This is a genomic window from Bordetella tumulicola, from assembly GCF_054779135.1.
The window spans coordinates 582,193-601,701 of the sequence record NZ_BAAGYU010000007.1 but is presented as its reverse complement, the minus strand read 5'-3'; the positions used below and the strand labels follow the sequence as shown (position 1 = coordinate 601,701).

Annotated in this window: 18 protein-coding genes; 3 read left to right on the top strand and 15 right to left on the bottom strand. The window is 57.5% G+C overall.

The window, feature by feature from the left end; genetic code table 11:
* Window positions 1-52 precede the first annotated feature (52 nt).
* From ACYVDM_RS11160 to ACYVDM_RS11130, 7 genes are all read right to left on the bottom strand, one after another.
* The gene (locus tag ACYVDM_RS11160) at window positions 53-799 is read right to left on the bottom strand and encodes an enoyl-CoA hydratase/isomerase family protein (protein WP_415785842.1); all 747 of its coding nucleotides are present in this window, start codon (window positions 797-799) and stop codon (window positions 53-55) included.
* Window positions 799-2,031, bottom strand: a complete 1,233-nt coding sequence (locus tag ACYVDM_RS11155; RefSeq protein ID WP_415785844.1) for a CaiB/BaiF CoA transferase family protein — start codon at window positions 2,029-2,031, stop codon at window positions 799-801. Before ACYVDM_RS11155 ends, ACYVDM_RS11160 begins: the two co-directional genes overlap by 1 nt.
* An 87-nt stretch (window positions 2,032-2,118) precedes the next feature.
* A complete protein-coding gene (locus ACYVDM_RS11150) occupies window positions 2,119-2,829 on the bottom strand; it encodes an ABC transporter ATP-binding protein (RefSeq protein WP_415785846.1) in 711 nt (236 codons plus the stop codon).
* 1 nt (window position 2,830) lies between these two features.
* Window positions 2,831-3,589 carry an ABC transporter ATP-binding protein gene (locus tag ACYVDM_RS11145; RefSeq protein WP_460475384.1) on the bottom strand — a complete coding sequence of 253 codons (759 nt, stop codon included), beginning with the start codon at window positions 3,587-3,589 and terminating at the stop codon, window positions 2,831-2,833.
* Entirely contained in the window at window positions 3,586-4,545 is a 960-nt protein-coding gene (locus tag ACYVDM_RS11140; protein ID WP_415785850.1) for a branched-chain amino acid ABC transporter permease, read from the bottom strand. Before ACYVDM_RS11140 ends, ACYVDM_RS11145 begins: the two co-directional genes overlap by 4 nt.
* Entirely contained in the window at window positions 4,545-5,450 is a 906-nt protein-coding gene (locus ACYVDM_RS11135) for a branched-chain amino acid ABC transporter permease (protein ID WP_415785852.1), read from the bottom strand. The genes ACYVDM_RS11140 and ACYVDM_RS11135 overlap by 1 nt, the downstream gene beginning before the upstream one ends.
* 26 nt (window positions 5,451-5,476) lie before the next feature.
* Window positions 5,477-6,862, bottom strand: coding sequence for an ABC transporter substrate-binding protein (locus tag ACYVDM_RS11130; RefSeq protein ID WP_415785853.1), 1,386 nt, complete (start codon window positions 6,860-6,862; stop codon window positions 5,477-5,479).
* A 193-nt stretch (window positions 6,863-7,055) separates the two neighbouring features.
* Between ACYVDM_RS11130 and ACYVDM_RS11125 the strand changes: the two genes are divergently transcribed.
* Window positions 7,056-9,071: a helix-turn-helix domain-containing protein gene (locus tag ACYVDM_RS11125; protein ID WP_415785855.1), complete on the top strand. Its 2,016-nt coding sequence runs from the start codon at window positions 7,056-7,058 to the stop codon at window positions 9,069-9,071.
* A gap of 50 nt (window positions 9,072-9,121) precedes the next feature.
* Here ACYVDM_RS11125 and ACYVDM_RS11120 read toward each other — a convergent pair whose 3' ends face one another.
* The 7 genes from ACYVDM_RS11120 to ACYVDM_RS11090 form a co-directional block, all read right to left on the bottom strand.
* Window positions 9,122-9,832, bottom strand: coding sequence for an ABC transporter ATP-binding protein (locus tag ACYVDM_RS11120; protein WP_415785857.1), 711 nt, complete (start codon window positions 9,830-9,832; stop codon window positions 9,122-9,124).
* Complete coding sequence (locus tag ACYVDM_RS11115; protein ID WP_415785859.1) at window positions 9,829-10,551, bottom strand: ABC transporter ATP-binding protein; 723 nt, start codon at window positions 10,549-10,551, stop codon at window positions 9,829-9,831. Before ACYVDM_RS11115 ends, ACYVDM_RS11120 begins: the two co-directional genes overlap by 4 nt.
* Window positions 10,548-11,597 carry a branched-chain amino acid ABC transporter permease gene (locus ACYVDM_RS11110; protein WP_415785861.1) on the bottom strand — a complete coding sequence of 350 codons (1,050 nt, stop codon included), beginning with the start codon at window positions 11,595-11,597 and terminating at the stop codon, window positions 10,548-10,550. Before ACYVDM_RS11110 ends, ACYVDM_RS11115 begins: the two co-directional genes overlap by 4 nt.
* Window positions 11,597-12,472 (bottom strand): branched-chain amino acid ABC transporter permease, encoded by an 876-nt coding sequence (locus ACYVDM_RS11105; RefSeq protein WP_415785863.1) that lies wholly within the window; start codon window positions 12,470-12,472, stop codon window positions 11,597-11,599. The genes ACYVDM_RS11110 and ACYVDM_RS11105 overlap by 1 nt, the downstream gene beginning before the upstream one ends.
* 15 nt (window positions 12,473-12,487) lie before the next feature.
* Window positions 12,488-13,684: an ABC transporter substrate-binding protein gene (locus tag ACYVDM_RS11100; RefSeq protein ID WP_415785865.1), complete on the bottom strand. Its 1,197-nt coding sequence runs from the start codon at window positions 13,682-13,684 to the stop codon at window positions 12,488-12,490.
* An 81-nt stretch (window positions 13,685-13,765) separates the two neighbouring features.
* Entirely contained in the window at window positions 13,766-14,536 is a 771-nt protein-coding gene (locus ACYVDM_RS11095) for an SDR family NAD(P)-dependent oxidoreductase (RefSeq protein WP_415785867.1), read from the bottom strand.
* A gap of 16 nt (window positions 14,537-14,552) precedes the next feature.
* Window positions 14,553-16,076, bottom strand: coding sequence for an aldehyde dehydrogenase (locus ACYVDM_RS11090; RefSeq protein WP_415785869.1), 1,524 nt, complete (start codon window positions 16,074-16,076; stop codon window positions 14,553-14,555).
* A 348-nt stretch (window positions 16,077-16,424) separates the two neighbouring features.
* Here ACYVDM_RS11090 and ACYVDM_RS11085 point away from each other — a divergent pair, with 348 nt between their 5' ends.
* Entirely contained in the window at window positions 16,425-17,159 is a 735-nt protein-coding gene (locus ACYVDM_RS11085) for an IclR family transcriptional regulator (protein ID WP_415785871.1), read from the top strand.
* 93 nt (window positions 17,160-17,252) lie between these two features.
* Here ACYVDM_RS11085 and ACYVDM_RS11080 read toward each other — a convergent pair whose 3' ends face one another.
* On the bottom strand, window positions 17,253-18,311 hold the full coding sequence (locus ACYVDM_RS11080; protein ID WP_415785873.1) for a GlxA family transcriptional regulator: 1,059 nt from the start codon (window positions 18,309-18,311) through the stop codon (window positions 17,253-17,255).
* Here ACYVDM_RS11080 and ACYVDM_RS11075 point away from each other — a divergent pair.
* A complete protein-coding gene (locus tag ACYVDM_RS11075; protein ID WP_415785875.1) occupies window positions 18,310-19,467 on the top strand; it encodes an ABC transporter substrate-binding protein in 1,158 nt (385 codons plus the stop codon). The genes ACYVDM_RS11080 and ACYVDM_RS11075 overlap by 2 nt on opposite strands.
* Window positions 19,468-19,509: the final 42 nt, after the last annotated feature.

Genomic DNA, 19,509 nt, shown 5'->3' with positions numbered 1-19,509 from the left:
AATAGGATTCGGCCAGCCGCGCTCGGGCGTGGGAATCAGGGATGTTCTGCCGTCAGCGCGCAAGAAAACGTGCCAGGCCGGCCTTGGCCTCCTCACAGGTGAATGCGCGCTGGCCCAACGCTGCCTCGCGCGCAAAAGCCTCTTGAAAAGAAAGATGTCCCAGGGTCAAGGCCGCCTCCTTGATGACCGAGATGGCAATCTTGCCTTTCCTGGCGATGCCTTTGGCGTAGGCTAACGCGAGCTGCGCCAGTTCATCCGCGGGCACGACCCGGTTCAGCAAACCCATTTCCGCCAGCCGGCTGGCCGGAAAGCGCTCAGCCGTCATCATCAGCTCCATGGCAAAGGCGTAGGGAATCTGGCGTGTCAACCTGACCAACGTACCGCCAGCGGGAGTGAACCCCAGCGAGGCTTCGGGCAGCGAGAAAACCGCCGTGTCGGCAGCCACGCGGATATCGGCAGCCAACATGATCTCGAAGCCGCCGCCCATGCACAGACCATTGATGGCCGCCACCACAGGTTTGTAGAAGTTGGCTTGCTTCAGATGTGCGCCATCCCATTCTGAAATATCGAAGCGCCCTTGCGCCAATGCCGGTATCGATTCCGTCAGGTCCGCGCCCACACAAAACGCACGATCCCCAGCGCCGGTCAACAAGATGACCCGCACATCGGTGTCATCGTTGGCGCATACAAAGGCCTGTGCCAACTGCTCATACATCGCCAGCGTCAGCGCATTGAGTTTCTCTGGGCGGTTAACGCAGATATGCGCAATCTGCTCGCGCACCTCATAGCTGATGCTCATCAGATCACTCCTTCTGCAGACAGGCGCTCCAGTTCGTCGCCGCTCAGGCCCGCCCATTGACTGAATACCAGTGCATTGTGTTCACCAAAGGACGGTGCGGATCCCGACGCGTTAACCGGCGTTTTTGAGAGTTTCATAGGACTACCGAATGCTTTTACCTGCACACCATCCATAGCCACGGACACGAACATCTCGCGCGCGGCCAGATGAGGATCCTGCACGACTTCGGCCATGGTTTTGATCGGCGTGAGCGGAATCACATCTCCAGCCATTGCCTCCAGCTCGGCCTTGGTCCGATCCGCGCACCATCGACTGACAATGGGTGCCACGCGGCGCTCATACACCTGCGGATCAAAGCGTTTTTCCATGGAATCGATCTCGGTATCCGCACTCAGTTCGGGCTCGCCAAAAATCTTGCAGGCCTCGTGCCAGAATTTGTCGGTATAGGCGCCGAAAAACACAAAGCCATCCTTGCAGGCAAGCTGACCGTAGGGGCGTACGAAGGGGTGGTCATTTCCCAAGGGTTCGGCAACGATCTGGTCGACGGTGTAGTTAACCACCGCATGTTCGGTGAGCGTCACCACGGAATCCTGCTGGGCAACATCCACGAGTTGCCCCTCGCCGGTTTCCCTGGCGTGCATGACGGCAGCCAGCGCCGCAATGGTGGCATAAAATGAGGCCGACAGGTCGCCGATGATGGTGCCCACCCGCACGGGCGGCCGCCCTTTTTCGCCATTGAATGACCACAACCCGCCGGTTGCCTGTGCGCTGTTGTCGTACGCGGGGCGCTGGGAATGAGGTCCTGTCTGTCCGAACCCGCTAATGGAGACATAGACCAAGCCTGGATTGTTCTCTTTTAGCGTCTCGTAATCCAGCCCTATTCGCGCCATGGCGCCAGGGCGGAAGTTCTCCACCAGCATGTCGGCCTTGCCTATCAGTTTGCGCAGCAAGGCCTGGCCTTCGCTGGTTTTAAGATTAATGCTAATGCCCAATTTGTGCCGGTTGTACTGTGCAAAAAAAGCACTGGCCCTGCCAGTTTCTCCCTTCACAAAAGGCGGAAAACTACGCACGTAGTCAGGCTCGGCCGGGTTCTCGACCTTGATCACGGTGGCCCCAAGATCGGCCAACATCATGGTGCAGTATGGGCCCGCCACTACCCGCGTGACATCAATGACAACCAGCCCTCTCAAAGGACCGTCGCCCAGGGGCAGCCCTGCCTCTTCAGCATTCATTCATTTACTCCCGATTGCCCATGGCACAGGAGCCATGGTCGTTTTTCCTCGACGCGCGAACTCAATCCGCGAATGCGTCATCGCCCATCATGCCGTCAGCGCCATATCCATCGGCGGCGGGTTATGCAAAACATCCAGGCGATCCGCCGTCACGTAGCCACGCTCGATATAAAGCGTGGAACTCTGTACCTCCTCAAGCAGAGAGGCGTTCGACTCAGTGATCACCACGCAAAGGTGGGGATGCGATTGGCGCAAGGCCCTGAGCGAATCTCCATACTGCCTTGCCACGACAGGCGCCAGGCCCTGGAAGGGTTCGTCCAGCAGCACAAACCGCGTTCCCACCATCAGTGCTCGCGCCAGCGCAACCATCTTTCCCTGCCCGCCCGATAGCGCAGCGCCCGAGCGCGGCAACATCGGCTTGAGCTGCGGCATCGCTGCAAGGACCGTCTCTATTCGTTGTGCAATTTCTCGCTTGGACACATGCTGCACTTCGCAAGGCAACGCCATGTTCTGGACCACGCTCAAGGTGGGAAAGATGACCCTGTCTTCGGGCGCATAGCCAAACCCTGCCGCAGCACGCAGGTATACGGGTTCGGTTCCGATGTCCCGGCCGTCAAGCAACAGTTGGCCCGATGTCAGCTTCACTAGCCCCATGATGCTGCGCAACAGCGTCGTTTTGCCTGCGCCATTGCGGCCGACCACCGCAACGGTCTCGCCTTCTGGCAAGATGATGTCCACATTGCGCAGCACCGTGTTGCCGGCCAGGTCGACACGCACAGACTTGATATGCAGGCTCATCTCAACGCTCTCCCAGTACTTCGCGACGAATGATCGGATCGCTGAATACCGCATGCGGCGTGCCATCGGCTGCCACCTTCCCATCAATCCATGCCGCTGCCCGCGTGGCATAAGCCAGCACGATGTCAATGTCGTGCTCAACAAACCAACTGGTGACATTGCGCTCGCTCAATGCAGCCATGATGGTGCGCATCACCGCGTGTTTGTCCTCTGAGGCCACGCCGCTGGTCGGCTCGTCCATGATCATCAGCCGGGGTTCCAGCATCAGCGCAATGGCCACATCCAGCAGCTTGCGATGCCCTTCCGGCAAAACAGTCACCGGATCATTTCGGTAGGGTTTCAGTTCGACCAGCGCCAGCATTTCAGCGACCGCATTGCCATTGGCGTTTTGCGTCAGCGGTACCCAGCGGGAAATCTTGCGGTCGCGCGCGACCGACGCCAATTGCAGGCACTCTTGCACGGTGTGCTCGAGAAACAGTTGTGGTAATTGAAACGAACGCCCCACCCCCAACCGAGCAATCTGCCTGGGGCCTTTGCGAGTAATGTCCTGCCCCGCAAATACCACAGTGCCGCTGCTGGGCTTGATATAGCCGGTGCAAATGTTGATAAACGTGGTCTTGCCCGCGCCATTAGCCCCTATCACCGCCAGGTGCTCGCCCTTTTTCAAGGAAAAGTCGATATTGTCCGCGGCGGTGATAGCACCAAAGCGCAGGGTCAGCCCCGAGGTCTGCAACAGCAGTTCATCCGATGCGATGTTCATGATTTTCCACCTTCAGTCATCTTGCCCAGACGGAATTGCTGAAATCGTCCAACCAACCCGGAGGGCGCAAAAAAGATGACGATCAACAAGGTGACGCCCAGCACGATTTGCCAGATATTGGTGAAATACGCCGAGCCCACCAGCAGAATCAGCTCGAATACCGCCGCTCCCAGGAATGCACCGATGGCGTGGCCCGCTCCACCCAGAATGGCGATAAACACATATTCACCGGATCGAAGCCAATAGCCGCCTTCGGGTGTCATCAGCCCTTGCGTCAACGCCAACAGCGCGCCACCCACGCCTACTAGCGCCGACGACAGCACATAGGCTTCGATCAAGGCGGCCCGGGCCGACAGGCCTATGTATTCAAGCCGGGTTTCATTGGTGCGTATCGCGACCGCAATCTGGCCCGCCGACGATCTGAAGTAACGCTGCACCACCCAGCCAAGAACGATGGCCAACACAAGCGCCAGCAGCATCATGCCCCACTCGAACTCGCCGCGATCAAGCGCCATGCCGAACAGACGGGGTCGATCAATGCGCAGGCCGTCTGTCCCGCCCGTCCACGTATAGAGTTTCGCGGCAAGCGAATAGAACACCATAGAGATGCCCAGATTCAGCATGCCGAAAAAAATTCCCCGGTAGCGAGAAACAAAGGACGCCACCACAGCACCAATAATCACGGCGCTCAGCACGCCCGCTGCCAGCGCAAACAATGCATCTGTCCCGGGGAAGGCTTTGACCGTAAATGCCGCGCCGTACCCGGCAATCAGGGCGTACATGGCATGCCCAAAAGATACCTGCCCCGCACGCATCAGTACAGACAGGCCGAGCGCAGCCAACCCGTAGCCCAGAAAGGTAATAACAGGCATTCGCGTCCATGGCCAGATCCACGTCATCGCCAGGATGATGGCGGTCGCACACCCGATACCCAGAATAAAAGCCGAGTGCCGCATCAGATCCTCCTGGCCGTGGCCACGGTAAACAAACCGCTGGGCCGTACCAACAGCACCACAACCATCATGAGATAAGGCATGACGACTTCAAGCTCTGGAAACGTATAAATTGCCAATGCGCGAGCCAGGCCGATCAGGATGGATGCAATCAGGGCGCCGGTAATCTGGCCGAGACCCGCCGTCGCGATCACGGCAAAGGAAGTCACCACCATATCGGCTGCCACGCCCGGCACAAACGTTGTCATGGGTACAGACAACGCCCCGCCCACCGCCCCCAAGGCGCCGGCCAACGCAAACGTCATCAGTCCCATGCGTGCCGCGTTAATCCCTAGTGCGCCCGCCACTTCACGATGGTGAATGACCGCCACCAATTTTCGGCCGGTCGTGCAATAGCGCAGCAGCCCCTGCAGTCCCAGATAGAAAACCAACGCGATGCCTGGCACCAGCAGCAACTGGTATTTCATGAAGGTCACACCCAGGAGATCCATCGTCCCCATGCGGCTGGCCAGTTCCCCGGCATTGACAGGCGTGGCACCCCAGATCATGCGCTGCAGATTCTCAAGGATCATGAACGCGGCAAACGTCACCAGCAACTGCAACACGGGGTCGCGATCCTGAAAACGCCGCATGATGCCGCGTTCCAGCAGCGCACCTAGCACACCGCCCACCAGTGCCGCCGTCACCAAGAGTGCCAGCACCAGTGTCAGCGTCGATGTGTCGTGCGGCAATAACCAAACCACGACGGTGGCCGCGCTATAGCCGCCGAATGCATAAAAACTGCCATGCGCGACATTGATGACGCCAAACACACCGCAAATCAATGTCAGACCCAGCGCAATCATGAACAACAGGCTTGCATACGACAGCCCATCGACTGCGGCCAGCAGCAATAAATGGAGATTCATTTCCCGCTTTCCCGGACGATCACGCGTTATTTGCCTACACCCTGGATCAGCTTGCTTTGCACCATGTCTGGCTTGAGCGTCTTGACCCAATCTTCCGAGATCGCACCTACGGGCGGCGCCACCAGTTCAGCGGGATAGAACAGCAGTTCTCCGACCTGCGGGAAGGGGTAGTCGGAATGCTTGAGCGTCACACCATAAAGTTGCCCCTGCATTGCCTGGCCGTCTTCACGCATCTCGATGGGTCGCGACAGTCCGCGATATTCCAGCGAACGCAACGTCGATGCCAACTGATCAGTCGTCGGCCACTTGCCCCCGTTGTCTTTCAACGACTTTTTATACGCCTCGGTAGTGGCTTCAAGCGCCTGGATCATGTGATAGACCGCAAAGTTAGGATAAGCACCTGTTTCTTTCTTGAACTTCGCGACGAAGTCCTTGGCCTTCGGATCATTCACAAATTCCGGATCGGCAAAGTAGCCGTCACCCACAAACCCCACAATCACACCTGGCGGCACTGCGTTGCCCAATCGTTCAAGCGAAGAATCGGCCAGTGGCAGCACGAACTGTGACGTCTTGAGCAAACCGCGCTGCGAGGCCTGGCGCAAAAACGTATCCAGATCGCCACCCCAGGCAGTCGACAGCACGACGTCGGGCCGCAGCGCTTGCAGACGCGTCACTTCGGCGGAATAGTCCGGTGCGCCGAACTTGGGGAACATCTCGGCAACGATTTTCACGTCCGGTTTGAGCGCCAACAACGTGTTGCGAAACAGGTCCCAGGAGTCACGGCCCCAGGCATAATCCTGGTTCACCACCGCCAGCGTCTTGAAATCCGGCTTGACCTTCAACAAATGCAGTACCGCGGCCACCATTTCCAGCGTGCCATTCGGGCCTGTTCTGAAAACGTAGTTGTACTTTTTCCCTTCCAGCACCTTTTCTGAAGAGCACTCCCACAGAATATTGATGACCTTGAGGTCCTCCGCCACAGGCGCCAGCGCACCGCAGTAGCCGCTGGAAATGGCGGAGAGCATCACTTTCTCGCCAGGCTCCTGCGCCAGCCGCCGATACTCCGTCAGGAATTTGTCGGCGCCCTGCCCCTCATCAATCCAGGTTTGCTTAAGTTTGACCCCATCAACGCCGCCTTTGGCGTTGAAATCCGCTATCCACATATCAGCGGCGACTTTGGCGGGCGCCCCCAGCACGGAAGCGGAGCCGCTCATGAAGGTGCTCATCCCAAGCTTGATCTCGGCAGGCCGGTCCGACTGGGCAAATGCGGATGCCGTAACCATGCACAGGCTTAAAAAAAAGCCCCCACGCCGCAGCCACTGCGTGGCTTTGCTGCCCCCAAAGTGCGTATTTTTTATTTTGGGACGGCCCAGCAATAAAAAGTCGGCCAACGGCCATATCAGCGTTTTCATTTTGTCTCCATTACTTTAATTAGTAGTTAAGGGAGATGATGAATTCGAAGGGCCGGACCAACAATGTCTATTTTGTCCTGTTGAATCTCGTTTTTATGTATTTTTTAAACATCCCATAATCTGAGGCAGGGTTTACGATATGGATAAATGAGCCAACCCTCTCCATCAGCGCCTTACTATTTTTTCCCTCACCATGACACCTAATCAGACGACAGCGTCGGTCGCCGTCGAAGCATCCTCTGGCACGCATGCGATGGACACGATCAGGTTTCAGGCCAAATTGCTAGGCTTGCTGCGCAATGGCGCAAGTGCTGAAGAGTTACTGCAATTGCAGGAGCAAAGCGGGGACATCGCGCACGAACCTGATCACAAAGAATTAGTGGCCGAAAGCATTCAAGCAGCCTCTTCTATTCAGAAATTGCAAGCTATACAACTGCAGCGCGAAAAAGGCCTATTGGCCGTACTGGAGACGGCGCAAGATCTCACCGCGATCAGGGACCTGGATCTCGTGCTTCAAGCCATCGTGCGGCGCTCGCGACAGATCTTTGCTACGGATATCGGCTATCTGACCAACTATGATCGTGTGCGCAATGATTTCTATATCCGCGCCACAGATGGAGCGACATCCGACCGGTTCAGAAATGTCCGTGTCCCTCCTGACCACGGCATTTGCGGCCACGTCCTCAAGCACAAAACACCCTATCACTGCACCAACTACATGCAGGACCAGGGTTTCATGCATGACAGTGGTATTGACCTGGCCATTGCCGAAGAAGGCGTCTGCTCGCTACTGGGCGCGCCACTGATGGTTGGCAACCACTGCATTGGCATACTTTGCGTCTGCGATCGGCAACCGCGGGGCCATGAGCCTTGGGAAATCTCCATGCTGGCAACACTGGCCGCACAAGCGGCCATTGCCATAGAGAACGCCCGCCTCTTTCAAGAAACCCAGGTCGCACTGCAGCGCGTCAGCGAAGCCAACGCCTTGCTGCACCAACAAACGATCGAGATTGCTGACGCCGCCGAAGCTCATGAGCAGATGACCAAACTCGCGGCGCGTGGCGGGTCGGTCACCGATATTCTGCAGATGGTGGCATCACTGCTGGGCGCAGAGGTTGCGTTACTCAACGAGGCCGAGCAGCTCACCTATCACGCGCGCGCGCCGCAGGCCACTACCGACCCCCAACTTTCCACACTATTTCAGAGCGTCGAGGTGCAAGACCTCGTGCACAAAGCCTTGACCCAAAGCCGCCTGTCCGGCCAGTCAAAATCCGTCGCGCCGGCGCCAGACCTGGTCTTGAAAATTGCGGCCATCACCGGCGCAAATGGTCTGCTGGGTGCCATGCTGATGCTGTCTCGCGAGGCAATCTCCGACACCCAGATTCGCACCTTCGAACGCGGGGCATTGGTCGCAGGCGTCGCCCTTCTATCTGAGGAACGCAGCAAACTCGCGCTAAGCAGCCGAAGTATCGCGACGATCAGATCGCTGGTGACCTGGCAGCAAGAGCCGCTGAACGTATTGCAGGCGTTGACTGAACCGCTCGGACTGGATCTGAACTCCCCTGTACGGATCATGGCGCTGCATGTTGAAAGCAATCATCTGGAGTACGCGCTACGCCGCATGCGGCCGCGTCTGCCACGCTCGGTCTTAATGGAGACACTCGATGGCCTTATCGTGGCCATTTACGCCGCTCATCACGCAGAAGAAACTCAAACCGCTGTCCAGTCGACACTGATGCAGAATTCACGTCTCAATGTCGTAGGCGTTTACTCAGACACCATTACGCAAATCAGTACGCTGCCGCAGTGCTTCCGCTCGCTCAAACGTTGCATTGATGTGCTCCTGGCCCTGAACCGCGACAACGAGCTGGTTTCCGAAGCGCTGTTTTCGATGTATGCGCTGCTGTTCGAACAGCGCGGCACCAAAGACCTGAATTCATTTATCCAGGCCAGTGTGGGCGAGCTCATCGCCCATGACCTGCGTCGCCATACCAATCTATGCGGAACGCTCCTGGCCTATCTGGACGAATCACAAAGCATCAAGATTGCCGCCGACGCTCTAGGTATCCACGTCAACACCTTGCGCCAGCGGCTGGAGACGATAGATCAGTTGCTTGGAAACTGGCGTAACGGCAGTAAAACACTGGAAATTCAAGTTGCTTTACGCATGCACAAGCTTAATAGTTCGCTATCGCGGGTGATCGAGTGAGGCGTGTTTTTATATCCAATGACCAACGGTTATCAAGGGCAAATTTACGACTAACTCCCAAAATATGCAGCCTTCACGGTCGGATCGTTCATTAGCTGATTCGCGGGCCCCTGGTTGACCAACTCACCGCGTTGCAACACATAGGCATAGTCGACAGACCTCAGGCTGAGTTGAACATTCTGCTCAACCAACAGCAAACTCAACCCTGTTTGCGTGAGCACACCCAGCACAGAGAAGATCTCCTCGACGATCCGTGGTGCCAAACCGATTGAGGGTTCGTCCAAAATCAACAGGCGAGGACGCGTCATCAATGCACGTCCTATCGCGACCATCTGCTGCTCGCCACCGGACAAGGTTCCGGCCCGCTGGCGTGCCCGTTCTCGTAACCTCGGAAAGAGATCGAGCACATACTCCAGTGTCTGTACGCGTTGCGCTTTAGCCTGTCCAAACGTCGAGGCCGCAATCAGATTCTCCATCACGGTACATTCGGCGAATAACAGGCGGCCTTCCGGCACCGTGGCGATACCCGCCTGGGTCCGCAACGAAGCTCTATCTTTGCTGATCTCGCGGCCATCCCAGCAGATGGACCCGCGACGAGACGTAATGAGGCCGTTGATCGTTTTAACGATCGTGCTCTTGCCCGCACCATTTGAGCCGATCAACGCCACTCTCCCCCCTGACGGAATCTCTATGGCAATGTCGCGGATGATCTCGGCCTTGCCGTAGCCGGCGATGACTCCACTCACGCTGAGGGCGCTCATTGGCCGGTCCCTCCCAAATACGCTTCCTGCACGCGTGGATCGCGAATCACGTCCTCAGTGCGACCACAGGTCATCATTTCACCGAAATTCAAAACCACTGCGTTTTCGCACAAACTCAGGACCACCGGCACGGAATGCTCCACAACGATCACCGCCAGCCCACGCGCGGAGAGTCTTTTGATCTGGGCGCACATCGCCTGGGATTCGGGTCCCGTCAACCCGGCCAGCATCTCATCGAGCAGCAGTAGCTGTGGTTCGGTGGCCAGCGCCCTGGCAATCTCAAGGCGGCGCAAATCAGCCACATTGAGCGTGTCCGCATCGACATCTGCCAAGCCATCCATACCCATATCCCGCAGCACCACCTCCGCGGCTTGTTCTGCCTGCTTTGCAGAGGCATGCCTTGAAAAGGCGGCCACTTTTACATTCTCGGCCACCGTCATTCCCCGAAAGGGTTTGACGATCTGGAATGTCCTGACCAGACCGTAGCGACAGATATCATGCGAAGCGGCACCATCGATTCGCTGCCCTTTGAAATGCACCTCTCCCGCATTGGCACGCAATGCGCCGGACAGGCAGTTGAACAGCGTGGTCTTGCCTGCTCCGTTAGGGCCTATCACTGCAAAAACTTCACTGGGCTGCACCGAGAAGCTCACATCCTTTAGCGCGTGCAGGCCCCCGAAGGATTTGCTCAGCCCATTCACCGTTAATAATGCAGTCATGGCGCAGTCTCCGCCTGTTCACTACGGGAAGCAGAAGCAACCGGCGCCAGCGGTCTCTGCGCAGTATCGGATCCCTGAGCGATCTCGGCTCTGCGGGCCCCACGCCGGCGCCAGCGCTCTACGAGCCAGCCGGCCACTCCCTGGGGGAGCAACAGGGCCAGTATCATTAACAGCGCCGCATAAAAAATGACGTTACTGCCCTGAATGGCAGTGAGGCCGCGCAGAAAGTCACTGAACGGTACCAGTATCCCGGCGCCCAAGAGCGGCCCCCACAATTGGGACATGCCGCCGATAATGGAGAACACCAGCAGCTGTATAGTCAAATCAATACTCAAGACTGAGCGCGGATCCACAAACGCAACGTAGTTCGCATAAAACGCGCCGCACAGCCCTGAAATAGCGGCGCTGATCAGAAATGCCCGCATCTTCATGGCCCGGGCATTGACGCCAAGCGCCTGGGCAGCGTCCTCATTGTCACGCAGCGCCCGCCAGTAATAGCCTGTACGCGAATTGAGCAACAGGCGGCACAGAAACATGACCGCCATGAGAATGGCGCCGATAATCAATCCATAGGGCCATTTCTCCATGAACTGTAAGTGAGCAGGCCCATTGTCTGCGATAGGCATTATGATGCCGTCCGAACGTCCCAACCCATCCGTTGCGGAAACGACAAAGAAGGCAACCTCGCTGAAGGCCAGCGTCGCGATGGCAAAGAAATAGCCACGCAGTCCATAGCGAAAACACAAACCGCCGATGACGTAAGCCGCCCCGACGGAAAGCGCTACACCCATGGGCCAGGTCATCAACGGCGACCACCCGTGCACGCTATAACCCCAGGCAACACTGTACGCACCGATGCCGACGAACAAGGCGTGACCCAGCGACATCAAGCCCGTCATGCCGGCCATCAGGTTCCAGGCCACAGCTAACGCACCATAAAAGCAGGTGAGTACAAACACGTCCATCAAATAGTTGTCGGTCAGCGCATAAAGAAAGGCCGCACTCACGACAGAACAGACCACCAGCAAACTCGAATATTGCTTCATCAGTGGGCCCCTCTTCTGGACAAAAGGCCCTCGGGCCGCAGCAACAATATGAGGATCAGCAGCACGAACGGTACAGCCGCCGCGATAGAGGCCGAGAACCATGCCACGGCCACGCTTTCGGCAACCCCGACGATCAGGCCGCCAAGCAAAGCACCACCAAAACTGCCCAGCCCCCCCACAATCACAATGACGAAGGCCTTGAGCGTAAACAGAGCACCGACCGCGGGATTCACATAGAGGACCGAAACCAACAAGGGCCCTGCCACCCCCAACGCGCCGATACCTACGGCCATGGCCCACCGATACACGCGTCCGATATCTATTCCAGATAAAGACGCCCCGTCATGCGACTGTGAGACCGCCCGCATCATGAGGCCGAAATCCGTGCGCCGCAGCAGAAGGTACAACACACCCAATAACAGAAAAGATGCCGCGCCGGCGATCATTTGCGGCACCTGCAGCATCACCATCCCCACGCCGAACCCTTCTGTAGAGCGCGGCAGAACGACCAGGCGGTTATCTCCCGTGAACAACAGCAAGGCAAAATGCTGGATCAGAAGCGACAAACCAATCGTGACCGCCATCTGATTAATTTCCGGCACGCGTATGGCAAAGCGCAACACACCAACGTACAGCAGCACGCCGCAGAGCATCAGCACAGGCGTGACCACCAAGATCGCCACAATGGGGTCCAGACCAAGCAATGCCCATAAGAAATATGCGGCATACATGGCGATCATCAAAAACTCCCCGTGGGCAAAGTTGATGATCCGCATCACACCAAAGACCAGGGTCAGGCCCACGGCGATCAAACCATACATCGCGCCGTTGGCCAGCCCTCCGATTAACGCCTGGAGCAGTATTCCGACTGTCATGGGTTCGGTTCGGTTTTACTCTGGAATGACCACTTGCTTGCTCGCCACAGCCTCGGGCCAGACGGTGACAAACTCGTTGTCGATCACTTGCGCGATCACGTACCTGACATGGTTCTGGCCATGCTCGTCAAAGGCCAGCGCATCTTCAGGCAGCAAGGAGGCGGGGCCATCAGGCAGATTCAGGGTCGCGAGCGCATCGCGCACCTTGACGGGATCAGCCGATCCCGCCTTGTCGACAGCCAGCGCTACCGCCCAGGTCGACGCGTACGCTTGCGCGGAATGGCTCAAAGGGATATCCCCATACTCGGCCTTGTAAGCCGCGACGAAATTTTCGGCCGCGGGCTTTTTGACATCCTGCATCCACTCCACAATGCCAAAGGTGTTCTCTACCAATGGACCCAACTGCAACAGGGTCGGATGCACATGGCCGCCAAAACCCAGGATCATGGGCTGAAATTTCTGGGCCGCCATGGCGCGCAGCAATACCGTTTCGTCGTCTACATAGCAAACGATCAGCACCAAGTCAGCGCCGCTGGCCTTGAGCTTGACCGCCTGTGTGCTCAGATCGGCCGAGCCTGTGCGAAAGCTCTCCTCAGCCACCACATTGATGCCGCGCTCACTCAGCTTGGCCTTGTACCCTTTGGCGACACCCTGGCCAAACGGACCGTCCTCATAGGCTATAGCTACCTTTTTGATGGGCTTGCCCTTGTCTCCAAGAAACGCCATGAAATCCATGACGTTGTCGGCCGCCCAACTGCCCTTGGGCGAAACCCGGAAAACAAACTTCAGGTTTTTTTCCGTAATGCTATCAGTCACGGCGCTGGTCACAACGAAAGGGGTTTTGTAGCGCTCGGCAACCTGCAAAGCAGGAATAGTGACCGCCGATGACCATGCGCCCATCAAGGCACTGACCTTGCTCCGCGATATCAGGCGATCGGCCTCGCTGCGCGAGACTTCCGGCTTGGATTGCGTATCGGCGACCACCAACTCCACCTTGGCCCCATTGAGCGACTTGATACCCCCTTGTTCATTGATCTGCTTGGCGGCTAGCTTGTGCGCGCGCAACAGTCTATCGCCATCCGCGGCAGTAGCGCCGGTCATGGGGACCAGCACGCCGATCTTGACGGTGTCAGCGGCATGAGCCGACCATGCACTCGCCATGGCGATCAGCGCGCAAGAAAACATTGACCCTATTATTTTGATTTTCGACATCTGCATTGCCTCCTCCTTGTGGCGAACCCAATCGCCGGGGTGATCGAGTGGCCTTATCGGCCTTTTTTTCTGCAGGCCGGCTTAGCGGCAGGTATAGCCACCGTCTACCGGCAAGGCCACCCCGGTGACAAAGGACGCGTCATCCGATGCCAGCCAAAGCACGGCATGCGCCACTTCCTCTGCTCGGGCCAACCTGCCCATGGGTACTGTGGTCAACAGGCGCTTTTCATTTTCCTCGGCCTGGGCCGCGTCACCACCACGGTTGGTGAATCCAGTTTTCATCGGTGTGTCGGCCAAACCCGGACACACGACATTGACCCGCACGCCGTCCGCGGCGAAACTTTGCGCAAGCGACTTGCCCAGGCCGACGATGCCGAATTTGGCGGTAGAGTAGATCGGGCTGAACATAGAACCCACCAGCCCCGAGATCGATGAGGTGAATACAATGGCGCCTCCCTGGCGCTTACGCATGTACCCCACCGCCTCGCCAGCGCCCAGAATGGCTGACGTCACATTCAACGACATCGCTTTGTGGTAATGAACCAAATCCAGATTTTCAATGGGCCCCGGACCCGGCATACCGGCATGAGCCCATAAAATATCAATGCCGCCCAGTTTGCGCGCCGCTTCGTGAATGCTGTCTTTGGCCCCCTCCTCGGTAGTGAGGTCGGCAACAATCGTTTCAAGCTTGCCTCCCCTGGCCTCGACGTCGGCGGCCAAGGTTTTTAAAGCTTCCGGATTGACATCCACCGCCGCCACGCGGGCGCCTTCACGGATAAACAGCTCTACGCCGGCGCGGCCCATTCCCGATGCGGCAGCCGTGATGACTGCCAGCTTGTTTTTCAATCGCATGATTTTCCTCTTTCGCTTATTGCGCGTATGCGTCCGGGAATTTTCCCGTAGTGCTGACAATCGTCGTGCGCGTCTCGAGAAAACTGTCGAGCGCCTCAAGGCCATTCTCGCGGCCCCACCCGCTGGCCTTCATACCGCCATAGGGTGTAGACCAGCGTATGTATCGATAGGTATTGACCCACACCATGCCGGCGTCAATGCGCGCCGCCACGCGATGGCAGCGACCCACGTCACGCGACCACAGCCCTGCTGTCAGCCCATAGCGAGTGTCGTTCGCAATAGCGATGGCTTCGTCCTCACCATCAAATGGAATCAGTGCCGCCACCGGTCCGAAAATCTCTTCGCGCGCGATGCGCATTTGATTATTGACTCCGGCAAACACCGTTGGCGCGACAAAATAGCCGTCGGCCAATGCCGGCTCATCCAGGCGTTTGCCGCCGGTCACAAGCTGTGCGCCTTCGCTGACGCCAATATCGATATACGAAAGCGTTTTATCAAGCTGAGCCTGGTGTGCCTGCGGGCCCATATGCGTTGCCTCGTCCAGAGGCATGCCGACACGCACCCGAGACGCTCTCTGCGCAAAAGCCTCTACCACCTGATCGTAGACGGGGCGCTCCACCAGAACGCGTGAACCGAGCGCGCAGCTTTGGCCGCATAGTGTCCATGCCGATCCTGTCGCTGCGTTGAGCGCCTGCTCAAGGTCGGCATCCGCAAAAATAATATGCGGGGCTTTGCCCCCGAGCTCAAACGTAAAGCGCTTGAGGCTCTCGGCACCGGTGCGCAGAATATCTTTGGCGGTGTTGCCCTCTCCGGTGAACGCAATCTTGTCGACACCTTCGTGCGCGACCAATGCGGCGCCGGCTTCGTGGCCATAGCCTGGCACAACATTGACAACGCCAGGAGGAAAGCCAGCCTCTTCAATAAGCCGTGCAAGCTCCAGTGCGGTGACCGGCGTCTGCTCGGCGGGTTTCAACACCACGGTGCAGCCCGCCGCCAGAGCGGGAGCCAGTTTCCAAGTCGCCGCCATCAACGGCACATTCCAGGGCACAATCGCGCCCACTACGCCTACCGGCAATCTCGTCGTGTAGACATGAACGGAATCATCCATAGGAATCGTACGGCCCGACAGCTTGTCCGCGAGAGACGCATACCATCGATACCACTGGTGATGACTACCGACATCCACTCGCGCGTCACGCAAGGCTCGACCCGAATCACGTGACTCGAGAACAGCAAGTTCGGATGCATGCTTCTGATAAACATCAGCCAGACGAAGTAGCAGTGCCGCGCGTTCCCAGCCCGGCATACGCCCCCATGGGCCCTCGAAAGCGGCACGCGCAGCCTGCACGGCCCGATCGATATCCTGAGGCCCCCCGTAGGCCACCACGGCCCAGGGTTTGCCGGTTGCGGGATCAATACTATCGATGAACCCGCCGTCTATGGGTGCCACCCACTCCCCACCGATGAAGAGTTTTTCATAGCGTCGCAATGCCCCTTCATGGCGGGGGGGATGCGATGTGGCAATGCCATCTCGATGCATTCCAGTCTCCAATTAATCTTGTATGTGAATTATTTATCCACAATATTGGATTTAAAATACAACACACAGAATAGGTAGAATCCCGAATAGAACACCATCAGGCAACGATTATTGAAGTTGTACGTGTCTAATTCGTTGATTTAATGAATTTTTATAAATTATTTTCCAAACTCAACGATGAAATTAATTTTCACTTGATTCTTTTCTTTCATATAAAATTCATGATCATGAATTTTTAGTCTTCGTATTAAATTCGGACCAATATGCCCTCTTCGTGAATGCACATCCGCATATATTGATAGAGTCGAACCCCACTCCCACCGATCCAATCAAAGGTACACAGCCCCCATGCAGGTCAAACAAGCTGCAAACGTCCTGACGCTTCTTGAGTATTTCGCCAAACGCAGGCGCCCCGCGACGCTTGCCGAATTGGCTGATGAGCTTGGTTGGCCCAGATCCAGCGCCTTCAATCTGATTGGCACCCTGGCGAGTAAAGGCTATCTGTATGAACCGCGAGCACGAGGCGGGTATTACCCAAGCCCGCAATGGGCGGCAACTATCGCTCCGATCGCCGACGCAGATCCCTTGCCAGAGGCGTTACTACAATTAGCCAAAGAGGTCGCCCAGGAAACAGGCGAAACCACCGCCATCGGCGCCTGTGCGGGTACGCATGTCATGTTCGTGCACGTCGCGGAGTCCAGCCAGCCCATACGCTATTTCGCACAGGTAGGCAGTCGAGTCCCCATCCATGCCAGCTCGGCTGGTCGTGCGATTCTGGTGCAGTACAGCCAACAAGAACGCCAATCGATATACCGAAAAATAGAATTTCAACGCTACACCGACACCACGCCCATGAGCATCGATGAGGTCGAGTCTGAAATCCGACACTCGGTAGAACGCGGCTATTTTCAAAGCCACGCCGAGTACCTGCCCGACCTGGTCGGTGTATCCCTGGCCTTGCCAGTACAGTCTCGCAAGCTATCGATTGTCGTGGCGGGGCCGATTTCCCGGTGCGAAAGCCGTCGTTTACTCACTGCCGAAATACTGCAGCGTGGCTTGCGTCGCTTTGCATCGGATCTGTAATCAACGACTGGACTGCATACCTGGGCCTTTACTGCGAACGCGTAGCACCAGGTCTCGGCATCATCTTCAAGACCGAATTCTCGCGGCTGCGCCCTAAAGCGAACGTCGCCCTTGCCCATGCGTTTTTTGATAAATACGCGGCGACATGCCGAAGCGCTCTCGAAAATCACGCGAGAAATGCGCACCGTCGGCAAAGCCGCAGTCCAGCGCAATCTGTGTGACGTTGCTGGGGCGATTGACCAGTAGCCAGCGACCATAGTCCAGCCGCAGGCGACGCTGAAAAGCCATGGGGGAAACACCCAACGCAGCATGAAAGGCACGCTCGAGCTGACGCCGCCCCAATCCGACATAACGAGCGACGGCATCAGCCGAAGGCGGATCGTCCATGCGCTGCTCAATAAAATGCGCAGCCTGCCGCACACGCACGTCCTGAATGCCGGTGAGGTCGGTATAAAAATGGGCCTGCGGCAAACGTGCAGGACGCATGCCCTGCAGCATCATGTGCCGCACCGCCTGCTGCGCCTTGTCCCGCCCGCAATGGCGCGCGACCAGATACAGACCGAGGTCAATGGCGGCAGTCGATCCTGCACACGTAATCAGGTCGCCCTCGTCGATAAACAGGCGATCAACCATCGCACGCGTTCCAGGAAACTTGGCACGAAAGGCATCCAGCACATTCCAATGCACGCACACGGCACGCGACTGCACCACACCCGCTTGTGCCAAGGCAAAGGTCCCGGTGCAGATCCCCAACAGCCTGACGCGCTTGGACACGGCCTTTAGCAACCAGTCCCTGAGCACCGGTGGTAGGTGAACATTCGGGTAATCATTTCCCCCACACACCGCGACATAATCGAACTGCGACGGATCCACCGCATCAAGCGCGCACTCCACGTCCAGCGTCATCCCGGCGCTAGCGCGCCGCGGCTTGCCATCCCAGCTCATCACTTTCCAGGCCGTATGAATCTGGCGGCTGCGTCCGCCATGGTCGCCCGCCAGTCGCAACGCGTCGACAAACCCTGCAAATGCCGTGAGCGTAAATTGGTCGAGCAGGATGCAGCCGACCGTCAGCTGGGGTTTCCCCTCATACGATGGCAAAAGCGCGTCTTCATAGGGAGAACCAGAAAACGCAGGCGCAGTCGAAGAAGCCATGTCGCAATTATTCAAGTTTATGACCCAGGATTTCAAGCGAGCGTACAGCACAATCGGCAAGATGGCACCGTACGTCACCATTAAAAATGATCGACAAGGGGAAAACGTCATGGCACGACCGATACGTAGTACGTTGACCGCAGCCGCTTTGCTTGCCAGCGGCCTGATGTCCCAACACGTTCTGGCGCAAGACAAGAGCATTACGGTTGCCTGGTACGGCGGAAATTGGGGCGAAGCATTTCGCGCCTGCGTAGCCGACCCGTATACCAAAGCGACCGGCGTGCGAGTCAATGCCGATGTCGGCACGTCGACCACGACCCTGGCCAAGCTGCAGCAACAGAAATCCGCACCGACCATCGATGTCGCCTACATGGACGGCGGTATCAGCGAACTCGCACAAGCCGCAGGCGTACTCGATTCGCTTGAACCGGCCGCCATTCCGAACATGAAAAACCTGCTCAAACAGGCCGTGTACAAGTCGGGGGAAAACACCTTTGCCGTAGGATCGGGCTACTACTCGCTGGGCCTGACCTACAACACCCAGGAAATCAAGACACCGCCCACCAGTTGGCAAGACCTGTGGAAGCCCGAATACGCAGGCGCGGTCGCCATCCCTTCGCCGTCGAACTCGTCGGGTGTGCCCTTCGTGCTGTTCCTGGCCAAGATATTCGGTGTTGACGGCGACAACCTCGACCCGTTATTTGCACGATTATCGAAACTCGATACGGCCCTGTTCTTTGACAGCTCGGGTGCCGCCACCAACGCCTACCAAAGCGGCGAGGCCATTATCGGCGCGCACTTCAACGTGGGCGCATGGGACCTGATCGACAAAGGGATGCCCATCGGGTTTGTGGTGCCCAAGGAAGGTGCATGGGCCACCGACGCCCGCTTGCACCTCGTCAAAAACGGGCCCAATAAACAGGCTGCGCAACAGTTCATCAACACGGCCCTTACCCCCGATGCCGCATCGTGCCTGGCAACTCGCCTTTATCTCGGACCCGCCGTGCAAGGCGTGAAGGTCGCCGAGGATGTGGCCCGAAAGCTGCCTTGGGGTGCGACAGGTTCAGTCGACAACCTGGCGTTGTTCGACTGGAGCATGGTCAATGCCCGACGCGCCGCCATCACCGATACCTGGAATCGCCAGGTCGCCCGCTAGACGTAAGTCGAATCAAGTCCGACACGCCAACAACAAGGTTTA